This window comes from Streptomyces celluloflavus, assembly GCA_000720995.1.
GTDB lineage: Bacteria > Actinomycetota > Actinomycetes > Streptomycetales > Streptomycetaceae > Streptomyces > Streptomyces celluloflavus.
On sequence record JOEL01000051.1, the window covers coordinates 1 to 16,559 of the forward strand.

Annotated in this window: 16 protein-coding genes; 7 read left to right on the forward strand and 9 right to left on the reverse strand. The window is 71.0% G+C overall.

Annotated elements, in window-relative coordinates; translation table 11 throughout:
• On the forward strand, window positions 1–106 hold a 106-nt coding region (locus IH09_RS30160), incomplete at its 5' end, for a helix-turn-helix domain-containing protein (RefSeq protein ID WP_190233368.1).
• 447 nt (window positions 107–553) lie between these two features.
• Here the strand turns inward: IH09_RS30160 and IH09_RS30165 are convergent.
• The 4 genes from IH09_RS30165 to IH09_RS30180 all read right to left on the reverse strand — a co-directional run bounded on the left by IH09_RS30165 (window position 554) and on the right by IH09_RS30180 (window position 3,550).
• A complete protein-coding gene (locus IH09_RS30165) occupies window positions 554–1,099 on the reverse strand; it encodes an HAD domain-containing protein (protein ID WP_052860696.1) in 546 nt (181 codons plus the stop codon).
• 26 nt (window positions 1,100–1,125) lie between these two features.
• Window positions 1,126–1,719, reverse strand: coding sequence for a class I SAM-dependent methyltransferase (locus IH09_RS30170; RefSeq protein ID WP_110952682.1), 594 nt, complete (start codon window positions 1,717–1,719; stop codon window positions 1,126–1,128).
• 76 nt (window positions 1,720–1,795) lie between these two features.
• Complete coding sequence (locus tag IH09_RS30175; protein ID WP_052860698.1) at window positions 1,796–2,710, reverse strand: phosphotransferase family protein; 915 nt, start codon at window positions 2,708–2,710, stop codon at window positions 1,796–1,798.
• Between the two features lie 93 nt (window positions 2,711–2,803).
• Complete coding sequence (locus IH09_RS30180) at window positions 2,804–3,550, reverse strand: hypothetical protein (protein WP_052860699.1); 747 nt, start codon at window positions 3,548–3,550, stop codon at window positions 2,804–2,806.
• Between the two features lie 196 nt (window positions 3,551–3,746).
• On the opposite strand from IH09_RS30180, the gene IH09_RS30185 reads away from it, so the two are divergent.
• A complete protein-coding gene (locus tag IH09_RS30185) occupies window positions 3,747–5,087 on the forward strand; it encodes a transcriptional regulator (protein ID WP_110952675.1) in 1,341 nt (446 codons plus the stop codon).
• A gap of 239 nt (window positions 5,088–5,326) precedes the next feature.
• Here IH09_RS30185 and IH09_RS30190 read toward each other — a convergent pair whose 3' ends face one another.
• Window positions 5,327–5,584 (reverse strand): glutaredoxin domain-containing protein, encoded by a 258-nt coding sequence (locus IH09_RS30190; protein WP_052860700.1) that lies wholly within the window; start codon window positions 5,582–5,584, stop codon window positions 5,327–5,329.
• A gap of 1,243 nt (window positions 5,585–6,827) precedes the next feature.
• Here IH09_RS30190 and IH09_RS30195 point away from each other — a divergent pair.
• The 4 genes from IH09_RS30195 to IH09_RS38155 all read left to right on the forward strand — a co-directional run bounded on the left by IH09_RS30195 (window position 6,828) and on the right by IH09_RS38155 (window position 10,338).
• A complete protein-coding gene (locus IH09_RS30195; RefSeq protein ID WP_110952676.1) occupies window positions 6,828–9,080 on the forward strand; it encodes a UvrD-helicase domain-containing protein in 2,253 nt (750 codons plus the stop codon).
• A 143-nt stretch (window positions 9,081–9,223) separates the two neighbouring features.
• A complete protein-coding gene (locus tag IH09_RS39390; RefSeq protein ID WP_190233450.1) occupies window positions 9,224–9,550 on the forward strand; it encodes a hypothetical protein in 327 nt (108 codons plus the stop codon).
• A 120-nt stretch (window positions 9,551–9,670) separates the two neighbouring features.
• Window positions 9,671–10,024 carry a WhiB family transcriptional regulator gene (locus IH09_RS30200; protein ID WP_052860702.1) on the forward strand — a complete coding sequence of 118 codons (354 nt, stop codon included), beginning with the start codon at window positions 9,671–9,673 and terminating at the stop codon, window positions 10,022–10,024.
• On the forward strand, window positions 10,021–10,338 hold the full coding sequence (locus IH09_RS38155) for a hypothetical protein (RefSeq protein ID WP_094791694.1): 318 nt from the start codon (window positions 10,021–10,023) through the stop codon (window positions 10,336–10,338). The genes IH09_RS30200 and IH09_RS38155 overlap by 4 nt, the downstream gene beginning before the upstream one ends.
• Window positions 10,339–10,743: 405 nt before the next feature.
• Here the strand turns inward: IH09_RS38155 and IH09_RS30205 are convergent, their stop codons facing one another.
• Entirely contained in the window at window positions 10,744–12,135 is a 1,392-nt protein-coding gene (locus IH09_RS30205) for an ABC1 kinase family protein (protein ID WP_052860703.1), read from the reverse strand.
• Between the two features lie 266 nt (window positions 12,136–12,401).
• Entirely contained in the window at window positions 12,402–13,523 is a 1,122-nt protein-coding gene (locus IH09_RS30210) for a TOMM precursor leader peptide-binding protein (protein ID WP_052860704.1), read from the reverse strand.
• 194 nt (window positions 13,524–13,717) lie between these two features.
• On the opposite strand from IH09_RS30210, the gene IH09_RS30215 reads away from it, so the two are divergent.
• Window positions 13,718–14,344: a SprT-like domain-containing protein gene (locus IH09_RS30215; protein ID WP_110952677.1), complete on the forward strand. Its 627-nt coding sequence runs from the start codon at window positions 13,718–13,720 to the stop codon at window positions 14,342–14,344.
• A 118-nt stretch (window positions 14,345–14,462) separates the two neighbouring features.
• Here the strand turns inward: IH09_RS30215 and IH09_RS30220 are convergent, their stop codons facing one another.
• Together IH09_RS30220 and IH09_RS30225 are read right to left on the reverse strand one after the other, a co-directional pair.
• Window positions 14,463–14,993, reverse strand: coding sequence for an NUDIX hydrolase (locus IH09_RS30220; protein WP_052860706.1), 531 nt, complete (start codon window positions 14,991–14,993; stop codon window positions 14,463–14,465).
• Window positions 14,990–16,534, reverse strand: coding sequence for a zinc-dependent metalloprotease (locus tag IH09_RS30225; protein ID WP_052860707.1), 1,545 nt, complete (start codon window positions 16,532–16,534; stop codon window positions 14,990–14,992). Before IH09_RS30225 ends, IH09_RS30220 begins: the two co-directional genes overlap by 4 nt.
• Between the last annotated feature and the right edge of the window lie 25 nt (window positions 16,535–16,559).

Consider the following 16,559-nt stretch of genomic DNA (forward strand, 5'->3'; position numbering starts at 1 on the left):
CGTAGCCCGTGCCCGCTACGCCAAGGGAGAGAGCGTCACCGCCATCGCCAAGGCGCTCGGAGTGCACCGGGCCACCCTCTACCGGCACCTTGCCGACAGCGCCTGAGGCAGGCGCGCAGGGGCGCACCGGTACGTCAAGCAGATGACGTACACGGTGTAGCGATGACGTACACGTTCATCACGGCCGGAACGAGCGATCGGCCCCGTGTCCCGCCGACTGAGAACTGCGACACAGGCAGGCCCCCGACGTGATGCCGGGGGCCGCTGTTACGCACGAGCGTGTACGCCCGCCTGCGAGGCCCGGCCACCCCGAGCCGGCCGCGAACCCACCACGGGCAAGAGAGGCCAGCACACAGGCGCACGGCAGGTCAGGCGGGTGCAGGCTCCGAGTCCGGAACGGAATCCGCAGGCGTCGCCCGGTTGGCGACAGTCCCACTGTCGTGCACTGCCAGGCCGAGCACGCCGAAGCCAAGCAGGTGAAGCAGGGCCCAGCTCGCGGCGAGCACCGTGCCGAGTCGGTCACGGTCCGGCGGTGCGGCATGTCGAGCCGACATCAAGCCGCCTCCTTCACGGTCACGAGGTTGGCAGCCCACTCCAGAGCAGCCATGACGTGATCAGGCTGGATGCCCTCGTGCGGGTCAGGCTCGATCAACAGGGTCGGGTTTCCGAAGGCGGTACGGTCTGCCGCCCACCGGTGGTCGAGCGGGGTGAAGTCGTCGTCGATCCACACGGCGGGAGCGGTCGCCAGCCAGTCCGCCACGTGGTTGCGCTTCCACAGGTAGCCGTCGGGGTGACTGGTCTTGATCGGCAGGTTGGGCAACTCGATGTGCTCGAAGTCCGGCACGCCCATCAGCGGGGCGATGACCCGGCGGGCATCGTTTCGCCAGCTCGTGCACCACACGGGCCGGACCAGTCCGGTGCCGATGGCGTCGGTGATGAGCTTGCCGTGGTCCGGGTTGAGCCAGACATCGAACGGCTTGTCCACGTCGTCCGTGCTCACCGTGTGGCGGGTGTGGGTTGCCGGGGTGGCGCCGTCCGGTCCGGGGAACGGGATGAAGACGCCGTCTATGTCCAACAGCAGGAACGGGGGTCGGTGCATCGGTGCCTCCCGGATTCGGTCGGGTGTCAGGGCTTTCGTGCGGTGATGAGCAAGGTGGTCGGCCAGCGGGCGTCAGCCGGGGCGAACAGGTTGTGCACGGACGTGATCAGCAGTCCGGCACGGTTGAGTGACCGCACCCACGCGGCCGGGTCGATGTCCCATCGGTCCACCGTGGCGGCCGTGCCGTCCGGCAAGGTCATCCGGTCGCGGGTGCGGGGGCTGACAGGGATGGTGCCGGTTCGCTGGGGGTGCGGTACCGAGAAGGCGAGCACGCCCTTGCGTCCGAGGCGGCGGGAGCAGGCGCCGAGCAGCGTCGAAGGTTCGTCCAGGCCGATCGCTCCGAAGACCGAGACGATGCCGTCCAGGCATTCGCTCTCACGGGTGAGGTAGTCCAGCGCTCGGGAGTGGACGAACTCGGTTCCGTGGCGTCCGTAGTGGGCGAGCGCTCGTTCGATCTGCCCCTTCGAACGGTCCACTCCGGTGACCTTCGCGCCGAGGCTGGTCAGGTGGGCAGCGTTGTGGCCGGGTCCGCAGCCCAGTTCTACGACCCGTCGTCCTGCCAGGTCCCCGCCGAGGATCTCGGCGCCAGGGCCGATGCCGGGGCGCTGCGTCCACTCCATCCGAGCGGACGGTTCGAGAGGGCGCAGCGGGCCGTCTGCCAGGCGCTGGGCAGCGTGGGCATCCCAGGCGTCCACGTCACGCCTCCAGCAGCCTGACGGCCGCGAGGAGGTGCTTGCGGACGACCTTGATGTAGAGCGGGTCGTCCTCGGGGTTGTTGATCCAGCGAAGCGCCTGCTCCATGAACCACTCACTCGCCCACACCCGATGCCAGCCCAACGCCCATCGTTCGGCGGGCAGGCCACCACGCTCGGCAAGCGCGGCCTCGTCGCCACCAGCGTTCACGTACGCCTCGATGAAGGCGCGCAACCTCTCCGGGTCCGGGTCACCAGTGGTGCCGTGCCAGGACGCAAGGTCGAGCAGGCCGGGACCAGTGAAGGCGCGGGCGAAGTCGAGCAGGCGCCAGCCGTCCTCGCCGATGTGGAGGCTGGTCGGGTGGAACTCGGAGTGCACCCAGCCGAACGGCGCCAGCTCAGCACCGGTCGCCCGCTTCTCCGCCGAGGCGACGAGGGTGCCCAGGGCCAGCGAGAGCTCGTCGGTGTCCTCGGTCCAGCGGCCGGCATCACGCAGGCGACGAAGATGGCCGAGCGCAAGCTCAGGCAGGGCGGCAAGCGCGTCCTCGTCCATCTCCCGAAGCGACGGGGCGGCGGGTGCCTGGTGCAGGGCGACAGCGGCCACGATGCCGTCAGCGTCCTGTGCCTCCCGGACCGGTTCGCCCAGGTCCTCAATGACCATGCCGAGGGTGCCCTCTCGGACGATGGAACCGATGACCTCCGGCACGGGGATGCCGGACAGGCGGGCGGCACGAAGGGTCTCGTCCTCGCTTGCGAACGGCTCGACGGCGTACTTGTAGATCGCGGTGCGCCCGCCAGGGAAGGCCAGGCGTTCGACACCCGACATGTCCCACACCCGCATCTCCTCGCGGACGGGGAGCGGCTGACCTGTGCGGGCGCAGATGTCGGCGAGGATGGTGGCGGTGAGCTTGCTGTCCACGGGGGCGGTTCCGTTCGTTCGGGGGGCGGGTCAGGGGGCCAGGCCCGGGGCGACAGCGCGCTTGCCACCCCGGGCCGTGGATCAACGCTGGGATCAGGCGGCGGTCACCCGGTAGGAGTTGACCTGCTCGATCCACTTGGCCTTCATCTCGCCGAGCTCCTTGCCGAAGGTGTCCATCGACGCGCCGTAGGGGGCGACGACGCCGCCGGACTGGTCGGGCTTGGACTGGCAGCCGTGAACCAGCCGACCGCCGAGCGCGGCGTGAGCCTTGATGCCTTCGATCCGGCGGTGCTCGTTGAACCACCCGCCGTGGTAGACCTCGTCCAGCATCTGGCCGTCCTCCTCGGAGAGGTCGAAGACCACACCGGTCGCCGAGGGGAAGAACCAGCACGGGCCCACGTTGGAGATGTGGCCGTCGAGCTCGACCTTGTTCAGGGCCATGAACGTGGCCGCCTCACGGAGCATCTTCAGGTGCGCGGCGGTGACGCCCGGCAGGCCGAGCTTGGCGAGGTGCTCGTCACGGAACAGGTACGAGTACACCTGGTAGGCGATGGCCAGGACCTCGCCCGCGTCGCTGGTCGAGCGGCCGTGGGCCTTCACGAACTCCAGCGCCATCTGCTCGACGCTCGCGGTCTCGGTCTCGTCCGCGCCCAGCAGGCCGTCCGTCACGGTCTGCCAGTCGGTGACCAGCCAGGTGTTGGCCTCGAACCGGAAGAAGTACTCGGCCGGGTCGAGGGTGATCTTCTTGCCGTCCACGGTGATGCCGGGCAGGCGGTTCCAGCGCGGGTCGAACGCGTCGGGCAGTTCGACCGTGATCGTCGCGGTGTCGACGGTGGTCACCTGTTTCTCCGTTCCGGGTATGGCGCAGCACACGGCTGCACCTGTCGGCTTGGGCGGCCACACGGGGCGGAGGGGAGCTTCTGTCATCGCCCCGAGTGGTCTGACCCTGAGTCAACCGGTGTGCGCCCGCCGTGAACATGGAAGGAGCCAGGCGGTACTTTGAAACCCTTGAAACCTGGCCCAGGGGGGCGGCCTCATGGCAGCACGCGCACGCACTCCGAACCACAAGCTCGCCGCTCTGTACGCCGAGACCCGCTGGAATCTCGGCGAGTTCGCACGCGCGGTTAACCGTGCCGGAACCGAGGCTGGTCACCGGTTGAAGTACGACGAGTCCGCCGTCTCCCACTGGTTATCCGGCACACGCCCCATGGCCAAGTCCCAGCCCGTCGTACTGGAAACCCTCACCCGCAAACTCGGCAGGCAGGTCACCGCGTTCGAAGCTGGCTTTGCCGATCAGCCCGACATCCAACCCGAGGCGACGGATACCGTTGCAGGACTGATCGACCTCGGGAGCATGGACATGGACCCATCTCGAAGGGGAGTACTTGCAGCGGGCCTGTACTCGGTCGCGCTGACCATCCCCGGCTGGCCCGACGTGCTCTCACGCTTCGAACGGATCAAGACCAACCCGCAAACGCGTATCGGCATGGCCGAAGTTGAGTCAGTGATAGCGATGACCGAGCGCATCAGCGAGCTGGACGACCAGTTCGGCGGGCGCACTGCCCGGCCCATGGCCGCCGCGTTCCTGGTGAACAACATCGCCCCATGCCTACAGGCCACGGCATCCGACAACGTACGCAAGGCCATGCTCTCGGCCGCTGCCGATCACCTCTACCTGACGGGATACATGGCCGTTGACGAGCGCTTGGACATGCTCGGCCAGAGCTACTACATGAAGGCTCTAGAGCTGGCTGGCGCAGCCGGGGACCACCTCACCTACTGCACCACCCTGCGTGGCATGAGCGTCCAAGCGGTCGAGCTGGGCCACGGTGCAGCGGCCTTGCGGTACGCGGACGCAGCGTCCGCTGCCTCACCCGAAGCCGGACCCAGGATGCGGGCGTTCCTCGCCGGACAGCAGGCACACGCTCTCGCACAGACAGGAGACCAGCGCGGGGCGTGGGCGAAGCTCCGTGAGGCAGAGGTGGCGATGGAGAAGGCGGAGTCCAAGGCCAAGGCCCACGGCTCTTACGACCCGTCGTCACTGAGCTACCACGTCTCGCAGGTGAGCTACGAGCTTGGGGAACGAGAGGGTGCCATCCGTGCCCTTCAGCAGTCCGAGAAGGTGAGGCCCGCCGTGTACCGCCGCGCCAGGGTCCGGCACCGCTCGATGCTCGCCGAGTGGCAGCTAGAGGCTGGCCGACTGGAGGAAGCTGTCCAAACCTGGCACCTGTCCCTGGACGATTACCCCCACGTCCAGTCCGGCCGCGCCGACGACCGCTTCCGGGCGATGCTCTCTGCCGTCCGGCCGCACGGTCGGAACTCCCACGTCCGCGAGCTGATCGAACGAGCCCGCCCCTTGGCTCAGGCTCGGGTCTGATCCAATCCGACCGCGCAATCCGTCGGGCGTAGCGGCGGGCAGACAGGCGTCTGCTGGGCGATCCCAGCCCCGAGCACCGAGGGGCGCAACGTGCACGGATAGGCCACTGACGCGGCTTCTGTGGCCGCAGGAAGCGCAGGTCAGCGAAGGGCCAGTGAGGATGCGTACCGGCTGGCGGCTGCGCGCAGACATGAGAGGGCCCCCGCCGTAGCGGGGGCGTCCTCTATAAAGGGCGTGGCTCAGACGGCGAGCGCCTGCTTCACCTGGGCAAGGCTCGGGTTCGTCATCACGATGTCGTCACCACCGTTGGGGGGAACTACCAGAACCGTCGGCACCGTCTGATTGCCGCCGTTCGCCTTCTCCACGAACGCCGCGGAATCCTCGTCATGCTCGATGTTGATCTCCGTGTACGGGATGCCTTCCCGTTCCATCTGGCCCTTCAGCCGACGGCAGTAACCGCACCAGGTGGTGCTGTACATCGTCACAGTGCCCGCCATGCGTTCCGTGCTCCTTCGATAAGTCTCGGTTCGAAAACCGCCGACGCTGCGCCCGACGCCCCGATCCGACCCGGCTGACCAGGGCTCTCGGACGCCGCACCCGACATGGCGGCATGGGAAAGAACGTTCGCCGAGCCCGGACCATTCCCACGCGTTCCCGGACCATTCCCGCACCTCGGCGCCGCCCGGGGCCCACTTTGCCTCGCGGCGGCTTTTGTGGCGGTGATGGGCCTTTAGCTCTTCCGGGCTGTGGCTGGGCTTCTGCGTGGGCCTTCAGATACGGGGCCTTCTGGGTGGGCCTTCCCGCGGGGACCTAACCACGAGGACCTTCCGCATGGGTCCTTCGCGGGAGCATTCCCATGCGGGTCTTCCTCACGGGTCTTCCTCATGGGCCTTCCTGTGCGGGCCTTACCGTGCGGGCATTCCGCCTTCCTGGGCCGTGATGGGCCTTACGTCTTCCCGGGCCTGCAGCGGCCTTCCCTGGCGTCCAGTCTTCGCCTGCGTCTGGCCTTCCCCGGTGTCCGGCCCTATCCGAGCGTCTGGCTTTCCTGGGCCTTCCGGCCTTCCGGCCTTCCGGCCTTCCTCGGCGTCGAGCCTTCCCCTGCGTCCGGCCCGATCCGAGCGTCTGGCTTTCCCCGGCCTTCCGTCCTTCCGGTGGCTTCCCGTGCTGTGCGGGGCCTCCTTGGATGTGAGTGCCGGTCCGCCTGCCTCCTCTTCGGGGGGCCCGCCCCCGCCCCGCCCCACCCCCCTGCCCCCGCCGACATGAGCTACATCACCCAGGCCGGGCCGCCCGAGCCACTGCACCCGAGCCGCTCTGCCCATGCCACCGCACCGAGTGCCCCCACCCCGGCCGTGCCCATGCCGCCGCCACCACCCTCCTACCGGCATCGGCACCGGCACCGCCAGCCCCACCCGCTCGGGCCACCCCCGCAGGCCCGAGCCGCGCCCGCCCGAGCCCGTCGGCTCCGGCGTTCCCCGAGTCCATCGGCTCCGGCCTCAGCCCGTGCCATGCCATCCCCATCACCTCCTGTCCCATCAGCCGCTTCCGGCCGCCGAACCCGGATTCCCGTCCGCCCGGCTCCGGCTGCCGGATCCGGCGATCCCGACCGCCTGGACACAGCAAAGCAGTGGGCGTCGACCGCAGGTCGGGGCCCCTCCACAGCGGGCGGGATAAGTACGACCGGCATCCGGACCCTGTGGACAACTTTCCCGGGCGTCTCGGTGGACCTGGCAGCATGGCGGGGTGACAGCAGCATCGGACTCCACTCTTTTCCCGCAGCTCTCCACGGCGACCCAGTTTCCGGCGACGCCGGAGGGGGCCGACGCGGTGCTCGACGGGCTCGACCCCGAGCAGCGCGAGGTCGCCACGGCGCTGCGCGGTCCGGTGTGTGTGCTGGCCGGCGCCGGCACGGGCAAGACCCGCGCGATCACGCACCGGATCGCGTACGGCGTGCGCGCCGGGATCCTCCAGCCCTCCAGCGTGCTCGCCGTCACCTTCACCGCCCGCGCGGCCGGCGAGATGCGCGGCCGGCTGCGCCTGCTCGGCGCGGGCGGTGTGCAGGCGAGGACCTTCCACTCCGCGGCGCTGCGGCAGCTCCAGTTCTTCTGGCCCAAGGCCGTCGGCGGTGACGTCCCGCGCCTGCTGGAGCGCAAGATCCAGCTCGTCGCCGAGGCCGCCGCCCGCTGCCGCATCCGGCTGGACCGCAACGAGCTGCGCGACGTCACCGGCGAGATCGAATGGTCCAAGGTCACCCAGACCGTGCCCGCCGACTACCCGGCCGCGATCGTCAAGGCCGGCCGCGAGGCGCCCCGCGACCCGGCCGAGATCGGGCAGATCTACAGCACCTACGAACAGCTCAAGCGCGACCGCGGCGCCATCGACTTCGAGGACGTGCTGCTGCTGACCGTCGGTGTGCTCCAGGACCGGCACGACATCGCCGAGCAGGTCCGCGCGCAGTACCAGCACTTCGTCGTCGACGAGTACCAGGACGTCAGCCCGCTCCAGCAGCGGCTGCTGGAGCTGTGGCTGGGGGACCGCGACAGCCTGTGCGTGGTCGGCGACGCCAGCCAGACCATCTACAGCTTCACCGGTGCCACCCCCGACCACCTGCTCAACTTCCGCACCCGCCATCCGAACGCGACCGTCGTCAAGCTGGTCCGCGATTACCGCTCCACCCCCCAGGTCGTCCACCTCGCCAACGGCCTGCTCGCCCAGGCCAGGGGCCGCGCCGCCGAGCACCGCCTGGAGCTCGTCTCGCAGCGTGAGGCCGGCGCCGAGCCCGAGTACGTCGAGTACGCCGACGAGCCCGCCGAGGCCGAGGGCACCGCCCGCCGCATTCGCGACCTCATCGCCTCCGGCGTCCCCGCCAGCGAGATCGCCGTCCTCTTCCGTATCAACGCCCAGTCCGAGGTCTATGAACAGGCACTGGCCGACGTCGGCGTCCCCTACCAGCTGCGCGGCGCCGAGCGGTTCTTCGAGCGGCCCGAGGTGCGCGAGGCCGGCATCAAGCTGCGCGGCGCCGCCCGCTTCGGCGCCAACGACGCCCTGCTCGACGACGCCGTCGATCTGCCGTCCGAGGTGCGGGCGGTGCTCAGCGACATGGGCTGGACCGGTGAGCCGCCGTCCGGCTCAGGCTCCGCCCGCGACCGCTGGGAGTCCCTGGCAGCCCTGGTGCGGCTCGCGGAGGACTTCGCCAAGGCCCGCCCGGAGGCCACCCTCGCCGACCTCGTCGCCGAGCTGGACGAGCGCGCCAACGCCCAGCACGCCCCCACGGTCGAGGGTGTGACGCTCGCCTCACTGCACGCCGCCAAGGGCCTGGAGTGGGACGCCGTCTTCCTGGTCGGTCTCACCGAGGGCATGATGCCGATCACCTACGCCAAGACCGACGAGCAGATCGAGGAGGAACGCCGGCTCCTCTACGTCGGCGTCACTCGCGCACGGCTGCATCTGGGCCTGTCCTGGTCGCTGGCGCGCTCTCCCGGCGGCCGGGCCTCCCGCCGCGCCAGCCGGTTCCTCAGCGGCCTGCGGCCCGGCTCCGGGGCATCGGCCGTCCGCCGCCTCCCGGGCGCGGCGGCGGGCGGTGTCGAGCGCGGCGGCGAGGCCGTGGGCGCGGGCCGCCGCAAGCGCCGCGGCCCGGCCCGCTGCCGGGTCTGCGGCAAGACGCTGACGGACGCGGGCGAGATGAAGCTGATGCGCTGCGAGGACTGCCCCTCGAACCTCGACGAAGGGCTCTACGAGCGGCTGCGGGACTGGCGGGCCGAGCAGGCCGGCCGGCTGAGCCAGCCGGCGTTCTGTGTCTTCACCGACAAGACCCTGATGGCCATCGCCGAGACGGTGCCGACGACCGCGTCGGAGCTCGCGGGCATCTCGGGCGTGGGCCGCCGCAAGCTCGACCGGTACGGCACCGATGTCCTGGCACTCTGCGCCGGTGAGGAGCCCGCGGGGGCGCCGCAGGACGGCTCCGGAGACGCTGCGGAAAACTCGTCGGAAAAATAGTTTGCGCGCGCGGAGTACATCCCCATAGCCTGCGGGAGCACGGAGACGACGGACCTTCCGAGTTCCGATCGATCCATGCTGTACTTGAACAAGTCTGGAACGGGATTCCCGGTCCACCGAGACGCCGAGAGGAGGCGAGCCCAGTGATCAGCATTATCAAGACCAACAAAATGACCGATCTCTCGGTCGTCGCCACGTGCGCTCTCGGCTCTTCCCTCCTTGGCACCGGTCTGTCCGGCTCCGGCCACCTGTCCGGTACCGAGGTCGTGCGCCCCGAGCCGTTCGCCGTCCTGGCGATCAACGAGCGCAGCGCGCGACCGAGTGAGGCACCTGCGGTAGCAGCAGTGGCGGCAGAAGCGAATGCCTTTGCCCGTGCGGCGGCCAATGGCGCCGAATCCCGGAAGCAGTACCAGACGAAGCACGCAATGTGGGCCACCCGCGGCCTCGAACCCTGGAGAGATCCAGCCTGATCGGCATGATCAGGTCGGCACCTTCCAGGGCCGCGGAACCCACACCGGGATCCGCGGCCCTTTTGTTTTGCCCAAGCGTCCGGCCACCAGCCGGGCCGAACAGACGAGGAACACACCACAGTGCAACTCCAGACGCACGCCCCGTCCGTAGTGACCGACCTGATCCCTCCGCCCACTCCTCAGGAGAACTCCTTGCTGCCCCTCACCGAGCTCGACAACGAGATCGACCGTCTCGGCGCCGCTGTCCCGTGCCGTACCTACGACCCCGAGGTCTTCTTCGCCGAGTCCCCGGCCGACGTCGAGTACGCCAAGGCGCTGTGCCAGACCTGTCCCGTCCGTGAGGCATGCCTCGCCGGGGCCAAGGACCGGCGTGAGCCGTGGGGTGTCTGGGGTGGCGAGCTCTTCGTCCAGGGCGTCGTCGTACCGCGCAAGCGTCCGCGTGGCCGTCCGCGTAAGAACCCGGTCGCGGCATGAACACCCCTGGCGCAGGAACGATCGACCGTCCCGTCACACGGGATCCCAAGAAGCAGGACCCCACGATGAACCCCTCTTTCACCGATACACCCGCCCCCGCGAACTCCGGCGCGATCGAGTCGCGCCAGAACAGGAACCTCGAAATGCAACTCATGCCAGAAGACCTGGCGCGTGCGCATATGCACGAACGTCTTCAAGAAGCTGAATCGGAACGCAGAGCACATCGGCTCGCCGCCGCGCGGCGTATGCAGCGCCGCGCCGAACGCGCGTCGCTCCGCGCCCGCCGCGCGCTGGCCATAGCGGTGATGCAGTAACGCGACACACCGAAGCCGCCCACCACGGGGCCGTCCGACAGGGCGGCCCCGTGGCCGTGGTGCACCCGTTTCACAGGAAGGGTGTGGACACCGCCGGACGGCGGATCGGAAGACGTAGGAACAGGCGGGTTCGATCGCCGAGCGCACGGCGCGTGCGCGCCCGCCTGTGGCACGGTCTTCGAGGGCATCCCGCCGACCCGGATCTGCTCCGTCGAGAGCGGCGGCCGCGGCTCTGCCTGCGACGACAGCGCGGGAGAGCCCTCGGCAGTCGGAGGCTGCCCGGACGCGAACCGGTGGCGAGGTGGCACACCCGCCGACCCGGCGGTCGCACCGCTTCGTCCGGCCCCGGCCGGGCGGCCCGGGGAACACGGCCGGCCCCGAGCGGCTCGGCCGGTCCGGGCTCCGTCAGGCCGTGCTCTCCTCGCAGAGGTCCCCGACGGCCTCCGGTGCCGCGGTCTCCTCGGCGACGAAGCCCGGCATCCACGCCGTCAGCTCATCGCGCAGCCGCACCGTCGCCCCCAACTGGCACAGCACCCCGATGGTGCTCAACGTCACACGATGTATCAGGAGATACGAGGGCGGCAGATTGAGCTGTTTGCCCAACTGGTGCGCGGGGGAGCGCGGATCGCCGATCCGCGTCGCCTGATGACGCATCCAGCCCCGGGTGAAGGTGAACTCCTCCACCTGCGCGGGCTCGATGATCGGCAGCAGATAGTCCAGCACCGCCTCCGGTTCCAGCGCGATGGACTCCTTGACGAAGCCCTCCTCGCACAGGTGCCGGTAGACCGCGTCCGCCTCGCCGGCCAAGGCCATCCGCAGCGATGTGCCGATCGTCGGCGGCAGCCCGTCGGGCAGCCGGTCGACCGTGCCGAAGTCCAGCACGCCCAGCCGCCACTCCTGCGCGGGCCCGTCCGGGGCGTGGCCGGTCAGCAGCCGGAAGTTGCCCGGATGCGGATCGGCGTGCAGCAGACCCGTCCGGGCGGGACCGGAGAAGAGAAAGCGCGCCAACAGCTGCCCGGCGCGGTTCCGCTGCTCCTCGGTGCCGTTCGCGATCACCTCGGACAGCGGCACCCCGTCCATCCACTCGGTCACCAGCACCTGATCGCCCTGATGCACCACGGCCGGCACCAGCACATCCGGATCGTCGGCGAACTCCTCGGCGTGCGCCTGCTGGGCCTCCGCCTCCAGGGCGTAGTCCAGTTCCTCCGAGACCCGGTCGCGCAGCTCGGAGATCAGCGGTTTGACGTCCATGCCTGGGATCAGCGGCCCCAGCAGCCGCGCGAACCGGCTCAGCTGTGTTAGGTCGGACAGCAGCGCCTTCCCGGCCCCCGGATACTGCACCTTGACGGCCACCGCACGGCCGTCGTGCCACACCGCCCGGTGCACCTGCCCGATCGAGGCCGCCGCCGACGGCTTGTCCTCGAACTCCTCGAACAGCTCCCGCCAGTCCTCGCCGAGGCGCTCCGCCAGCACGGAGTGCACCGTGCTCGTCGGCATCGGCGGCGCCGCCTCCTGAAGCTTGGTCAGCGCGGCGCGGTACGGTCCGGCGATCTCCTCGGGCAGCGCCGACTCGAAGACGGACAGCGCCTGCCCGAACTTCATCGCACCGCCCTTGAGCTGCCCCAGAGTCGCGAAGAGCTGTTCCGCGGTGCGCTGCTGCAACTCGCTGGCGATGATCTCCGCCGAACGTCCGCCGATGCGTTTGCCGAGCCCGAGTGCCGTGCGTCCGGCGAACCCCAGCGGAAGAGCGGCCAGTTTGGCCGTGCGGACCACTGCCTTACGCGGCAGATCAGACATGTGCGCGCCCCTCCGTGGTTTCCAGTGCGCGGCGAGCGCCGTGTGCGCGGAGCGGGGGCGCGGCACCGTGACGGCCGGCGCCGCCCGGCCCACCGGATCCCGTGAAAAACCCTGCCGCGGCGCGCTGTTGAAGTGCACGGCCGGCGAACCCCGGTGGCAGCGCGGCCGACCCGGCGGCGCGGGTGACCGTCTCGCGCGGAAGTCCAGACATGCGCCCCTCCAACTCACACTGCCCCCTGCCGGGGGTTCTCCGTCATTGTGGCGTGTCACGGCCGAGGATCCGAGGCAGTCGCGGCATCGGAATCCGCCGCACCGCAGCCGCACTCCGGATGCGGTGTCACCGGCACTGTCCGCAGGCTCGCACACGGCAGCGCCAGCTCCATCCGCGCCCCCGTACAGGGCGGCAGTTCGCCGTCCAGGAACGCCAGGGCCTGGACGGCGGCGAGCCCCGCCACCATCGTGGCCAACGCGGCATCGCAGGCCGGCACCGCGGGGGAGCCGCGCCCCGACCGCCACTGCGCGAGCAGCCGCGGCCAGGCCGGTTCCGCGTCCGTACGCCGCAGTTCGTCGCAGCGGGCGCAGGCCGAGCTGCCGGGTAGCACCAGCGGTCCCACCACGCCCGTGCCCTCGACCACACCGGCGTACAGATGCGGGATACCGGCTGTCAGCAGTGGCTCGGACAGTACGGGATCGGGGGCGTAGGCGCCGAGGCCGTCGCGCGGTGTGAGCACCACGAGCGAGAGCCCTGGTTCGCCGGCATCGCTCACCGGGCCGACCGGGCGCGGTCTGCGCGTCCAGGGGGAAGCGCGGTGGACCAACTGCCGTGCGGAGGCGTCGCGCCGCTCACCGACCCGCTCGGCGGGCAGCCCGCCCGGCACGACGTCCCACGGTTCGACCGTCCCGCCGTCCAGCACGTCCACCCGGCCGACCCCCGCGGCCGACAGCAGGGCCGCGACCGAGGCCCCCACCCGTCCCGTCCCGCGCACCCGGACGCGGACCGCCCGACGTGCCCCTATCCGGCCCAGGGCGCCCGCCGCCTCCGGATGCTGCACCGACAGCGAGGCCAGATCGGGCCGGAGCCGCTCGAACGCCGGGCCGTCCGCCCGTACGGCCTCGGCCGCCGGGCCGCCCGCGGCCGGCGCGTCCAGCAGTCCGGCCGCGCCGAGCCGGTCCACCACACCCCGCGCATGCCCGGCGGGCAGACCGAGCGCTGCGGCGTCCGCGGTCAGCCGGCTCATGCTGCGGGTGCCGTCGATCATCCCGAGGAAACTGCCGGTCGCCGTGTCGACCGGGCCGACCACCACCGCATGGGCCGGCGCCACCCCGAACCGCACCGTTTCCCTGTCCCGCCAGCCGCGCCGCAGCGCGGTCTTGAGCATCGGATGCATGACATCCGCCCCCGTCCTTCGCCGTCTCCTCCGTCGAACGGTTCTCAGCATGCGCCGAGTGCCGGACCGACGGAGAAAGTTGTCCACAGGCGATGGGCATTAGTCATATAAATCGTCCCCGTCATGGAGTGTTTCGGGGACGAACCGTCGGCGGGGCAGGACTTCCCGCAGTGCCAGCAGGTAACGTCGGGCGCGTGCCCGCCGACCCTTCCCCTCGCGGCGCCGGGGAGACCCCCCTGCGCCGCGCCGCAGACACGACACGCCGGGCTGTCCCGAGCCCGGAGGCCCGAGGGCCAGGGACGAGCGCGGTCGAGGTGCGCCGTAGCTCACGGCGCCGCAGAACGGTTTCCGCGTACCGCGAGGGCGACCGCACCGTTGTCCTGATTCCGGCCCGTATGTCCGAGGCCGAGGAACAGCGCTGGGTGACCGTCATGCTGGACCGGCTCGCCGCCCAGGAGAGCAAGCGCATGCTGGGCGACAGCGAGCTGGCCGAGCGGGCCGAGCGGCTGGCCGGCCAGTTCCTGGACGGCCGGGCCCGCCCCGCGACGGTGCGCTGGGTCACCAACCAGAACACCCGCTGGGGATCGTGCACCCCGGCCGAGGGCAGCATCCGCCTGTCGCACCGTCTCCAGGGCATGCCCGAGTACGTCATCGACTACGTCCTGCTGCACGAGCTCGCGCATCTCCTCGTCCCCGGCCACGGCCCGCAGTTCTGGCGGCTGCTGGAGGCGTACCCGCGCACGGAACGGGCCCGCGGATACCTCGAAGGGGTCGTCGCGGCCGACCGGCTGCCGCAGCTACCCGCCGCACGCACCGAATGACGGCCCCGGCAGCCCGGATCCGTCGCGTCCCCGCGGCACCGCCGCGGCCCGGCCCGGAGACGCAGCAGCCCGCGCGCCTCCCGGGAGCCGCGCGGGCACAGACCGCCGAAGCAGACCGCTAGAGAAGCGCCCGGGTGCGGTCCACCAGGCGTACCACCGACGTGTCGGCGACGCCGGCCACCTCGTCGTACGCGAACCACCGCAGGTCCAGCGACTCGTCGCTGATCGCGGCCACCGCGTCCGCGGGCGCCAGCGCCGCGTACTGCACATCCAAATGCCAGGCGCACGGCGTCTGATGGCGGTCCAGCCGCACCGGCCCGCCGGGCAGCAGCGTCAGCCCGCGGGTGATCCCGGACTCCTCGCACGCCTCCCGCAGCGCCGCGTCCGCCAGCGTGGCGTCCCCCGGCTCACAATGGCCGCCCATCTGGAGCCACATCTTCAGCTTGCGGTGCAAGGTGAGCAGAACCCGGCCGCGGGCCGGGTCGATCACCAGCGCGCTCGCCGTGAGGTGACCCTCCGCGCAGCGCCGCCACATGCCGTCCCGGTGGTCGGCGAGATGGTCCAGATAAGACAGCCGGAGCTGTTCCTGTTCCGGCGACGGCGCGGGCCACTCCTTGAGCACCCGCGCCGCCTCCTCGCGCAGACTCATGCGCCGCCGTCGCCCTTGCCCTCGCCGGGAACGTCCGGGCCGTCGGCGCCGTCCGCCGCACCGCCGGCCGCCTCGGACCCGCCGGCCGGCGCGTCCTTCGCGGGCGCCGCCTTCAGGCCGTCGGTCTCCGTGGAACCCGCCGGCTTGGTCAGATCCGGCTTGCCGCCGCTCGCGGCCTCGCCCAGCATCTTGTCCAGCTCGGAGAAGTCCAGCTGCTCGTGGTGCACAAAGCCGTCCGGGTCGTCCAGATCGGCCGCCGTCGGCAGCATGTCCGGGTGCTCCCACAGGGCGTCGCGGCCCTCCATGCCCCGCGCATCGGCCAAGGAGGCCCACAGCCGCGAGGCGTCCCGCAGCCGCCGCGGACGCAGCTGGAGACCGATCAGCGTCGAGAACGTCTGCTCGGCCGGGCCACCGCTCGCCCGGCGCCGCCGCAGCGTCTCCCGCAGCGCGTCCGCCGCCGGCAGATGCGGCTTGGCGGCGGCGTGCACCACCGCGTCCACCCAGCCCTCGACGAGCGCCAGCGCGGTCTCCAGACGGGCCAGCGCCGCCTTCTGTTCCGGCGTGTCCTCGGGCTGGAACATGCCCTGCTGGAGAGCGTTCTGCAACTCCTCGGGATGCTGCGGGTCGAGCTGGCCGACCACATCCTCCAGCTTGCTCGTGTCGACCTTGATGCCGCGCGCATAGCCCTCGACGGCACCGAACAGATGGGAGCGCAGCCACGGCACATGGGCGAAGAGCCGCTGGTGGGCGGCCTCGCGCAGCGCCAGATACAGCCGCACCTCCTCGTCCGGTACGCCCAGGCCCGCCCCGAAGGACGCGATGTTCCCGGGCAGCAGCGCGGCCTTGCCTGCCGGACCCAGCGGCAGCCCGACGTCCGTCGAGCCGACGACCTCGCTCGCCAGGACGCCCAGCGCCTGGCCGATCTGCGTGCCAAACATCGCGCCGCCCATGGAGCGCATCATGCCGAGCAGCGGGCCCGCCATGGCCTGCATCTCGCCCGGCAGCACATCGCCCATGGCCGCCCCGACGCGCTCGGCGAGCGGATTCACCAGGTCCTGCCAGACCGGCAGGGTCTCCTCGACCCACTCGGCGCGGCTCCACGCCACCACCGAGCCGGACCCCGACGGCAGCGACGTCACACCGTCCAGCCACAGGTCCGCCAGTCGCACGGCCTCCTCGACCGCGGTGCGCTCACCGGGCGACAGGCTCGCGTCCTTGCTGCCGTCCTCGGCGCCCTGCGCGACGGTCTGCCGCGCAATGTCCTTGGCCATGTCCCAGTTCACCGGGCCGCCCTCGTACGAGAGCATCTGGCCGAGCTTCTGGAAGGCGGCGCCCAGGTCGCCAGGGTTCATCTGGCCACCGGGGCCGCCCATGCCGCCGAAGAGCGCCGCGAACGGATTGTCCGCGCCGCCGCTCCCGCCGCCGAACCCGAAGGGGTCCGCGGGGCCCTGGCTACCTCCCTGGCCGCCCTTCTTCTTGCCGTTGTCGCCGTCCTCCGGCTCCTCCGGCGGAAGGCCGAATCCAAACGGGGTGTCACTCACGGGTTTCCTCGGCTCGTAAGGCCGC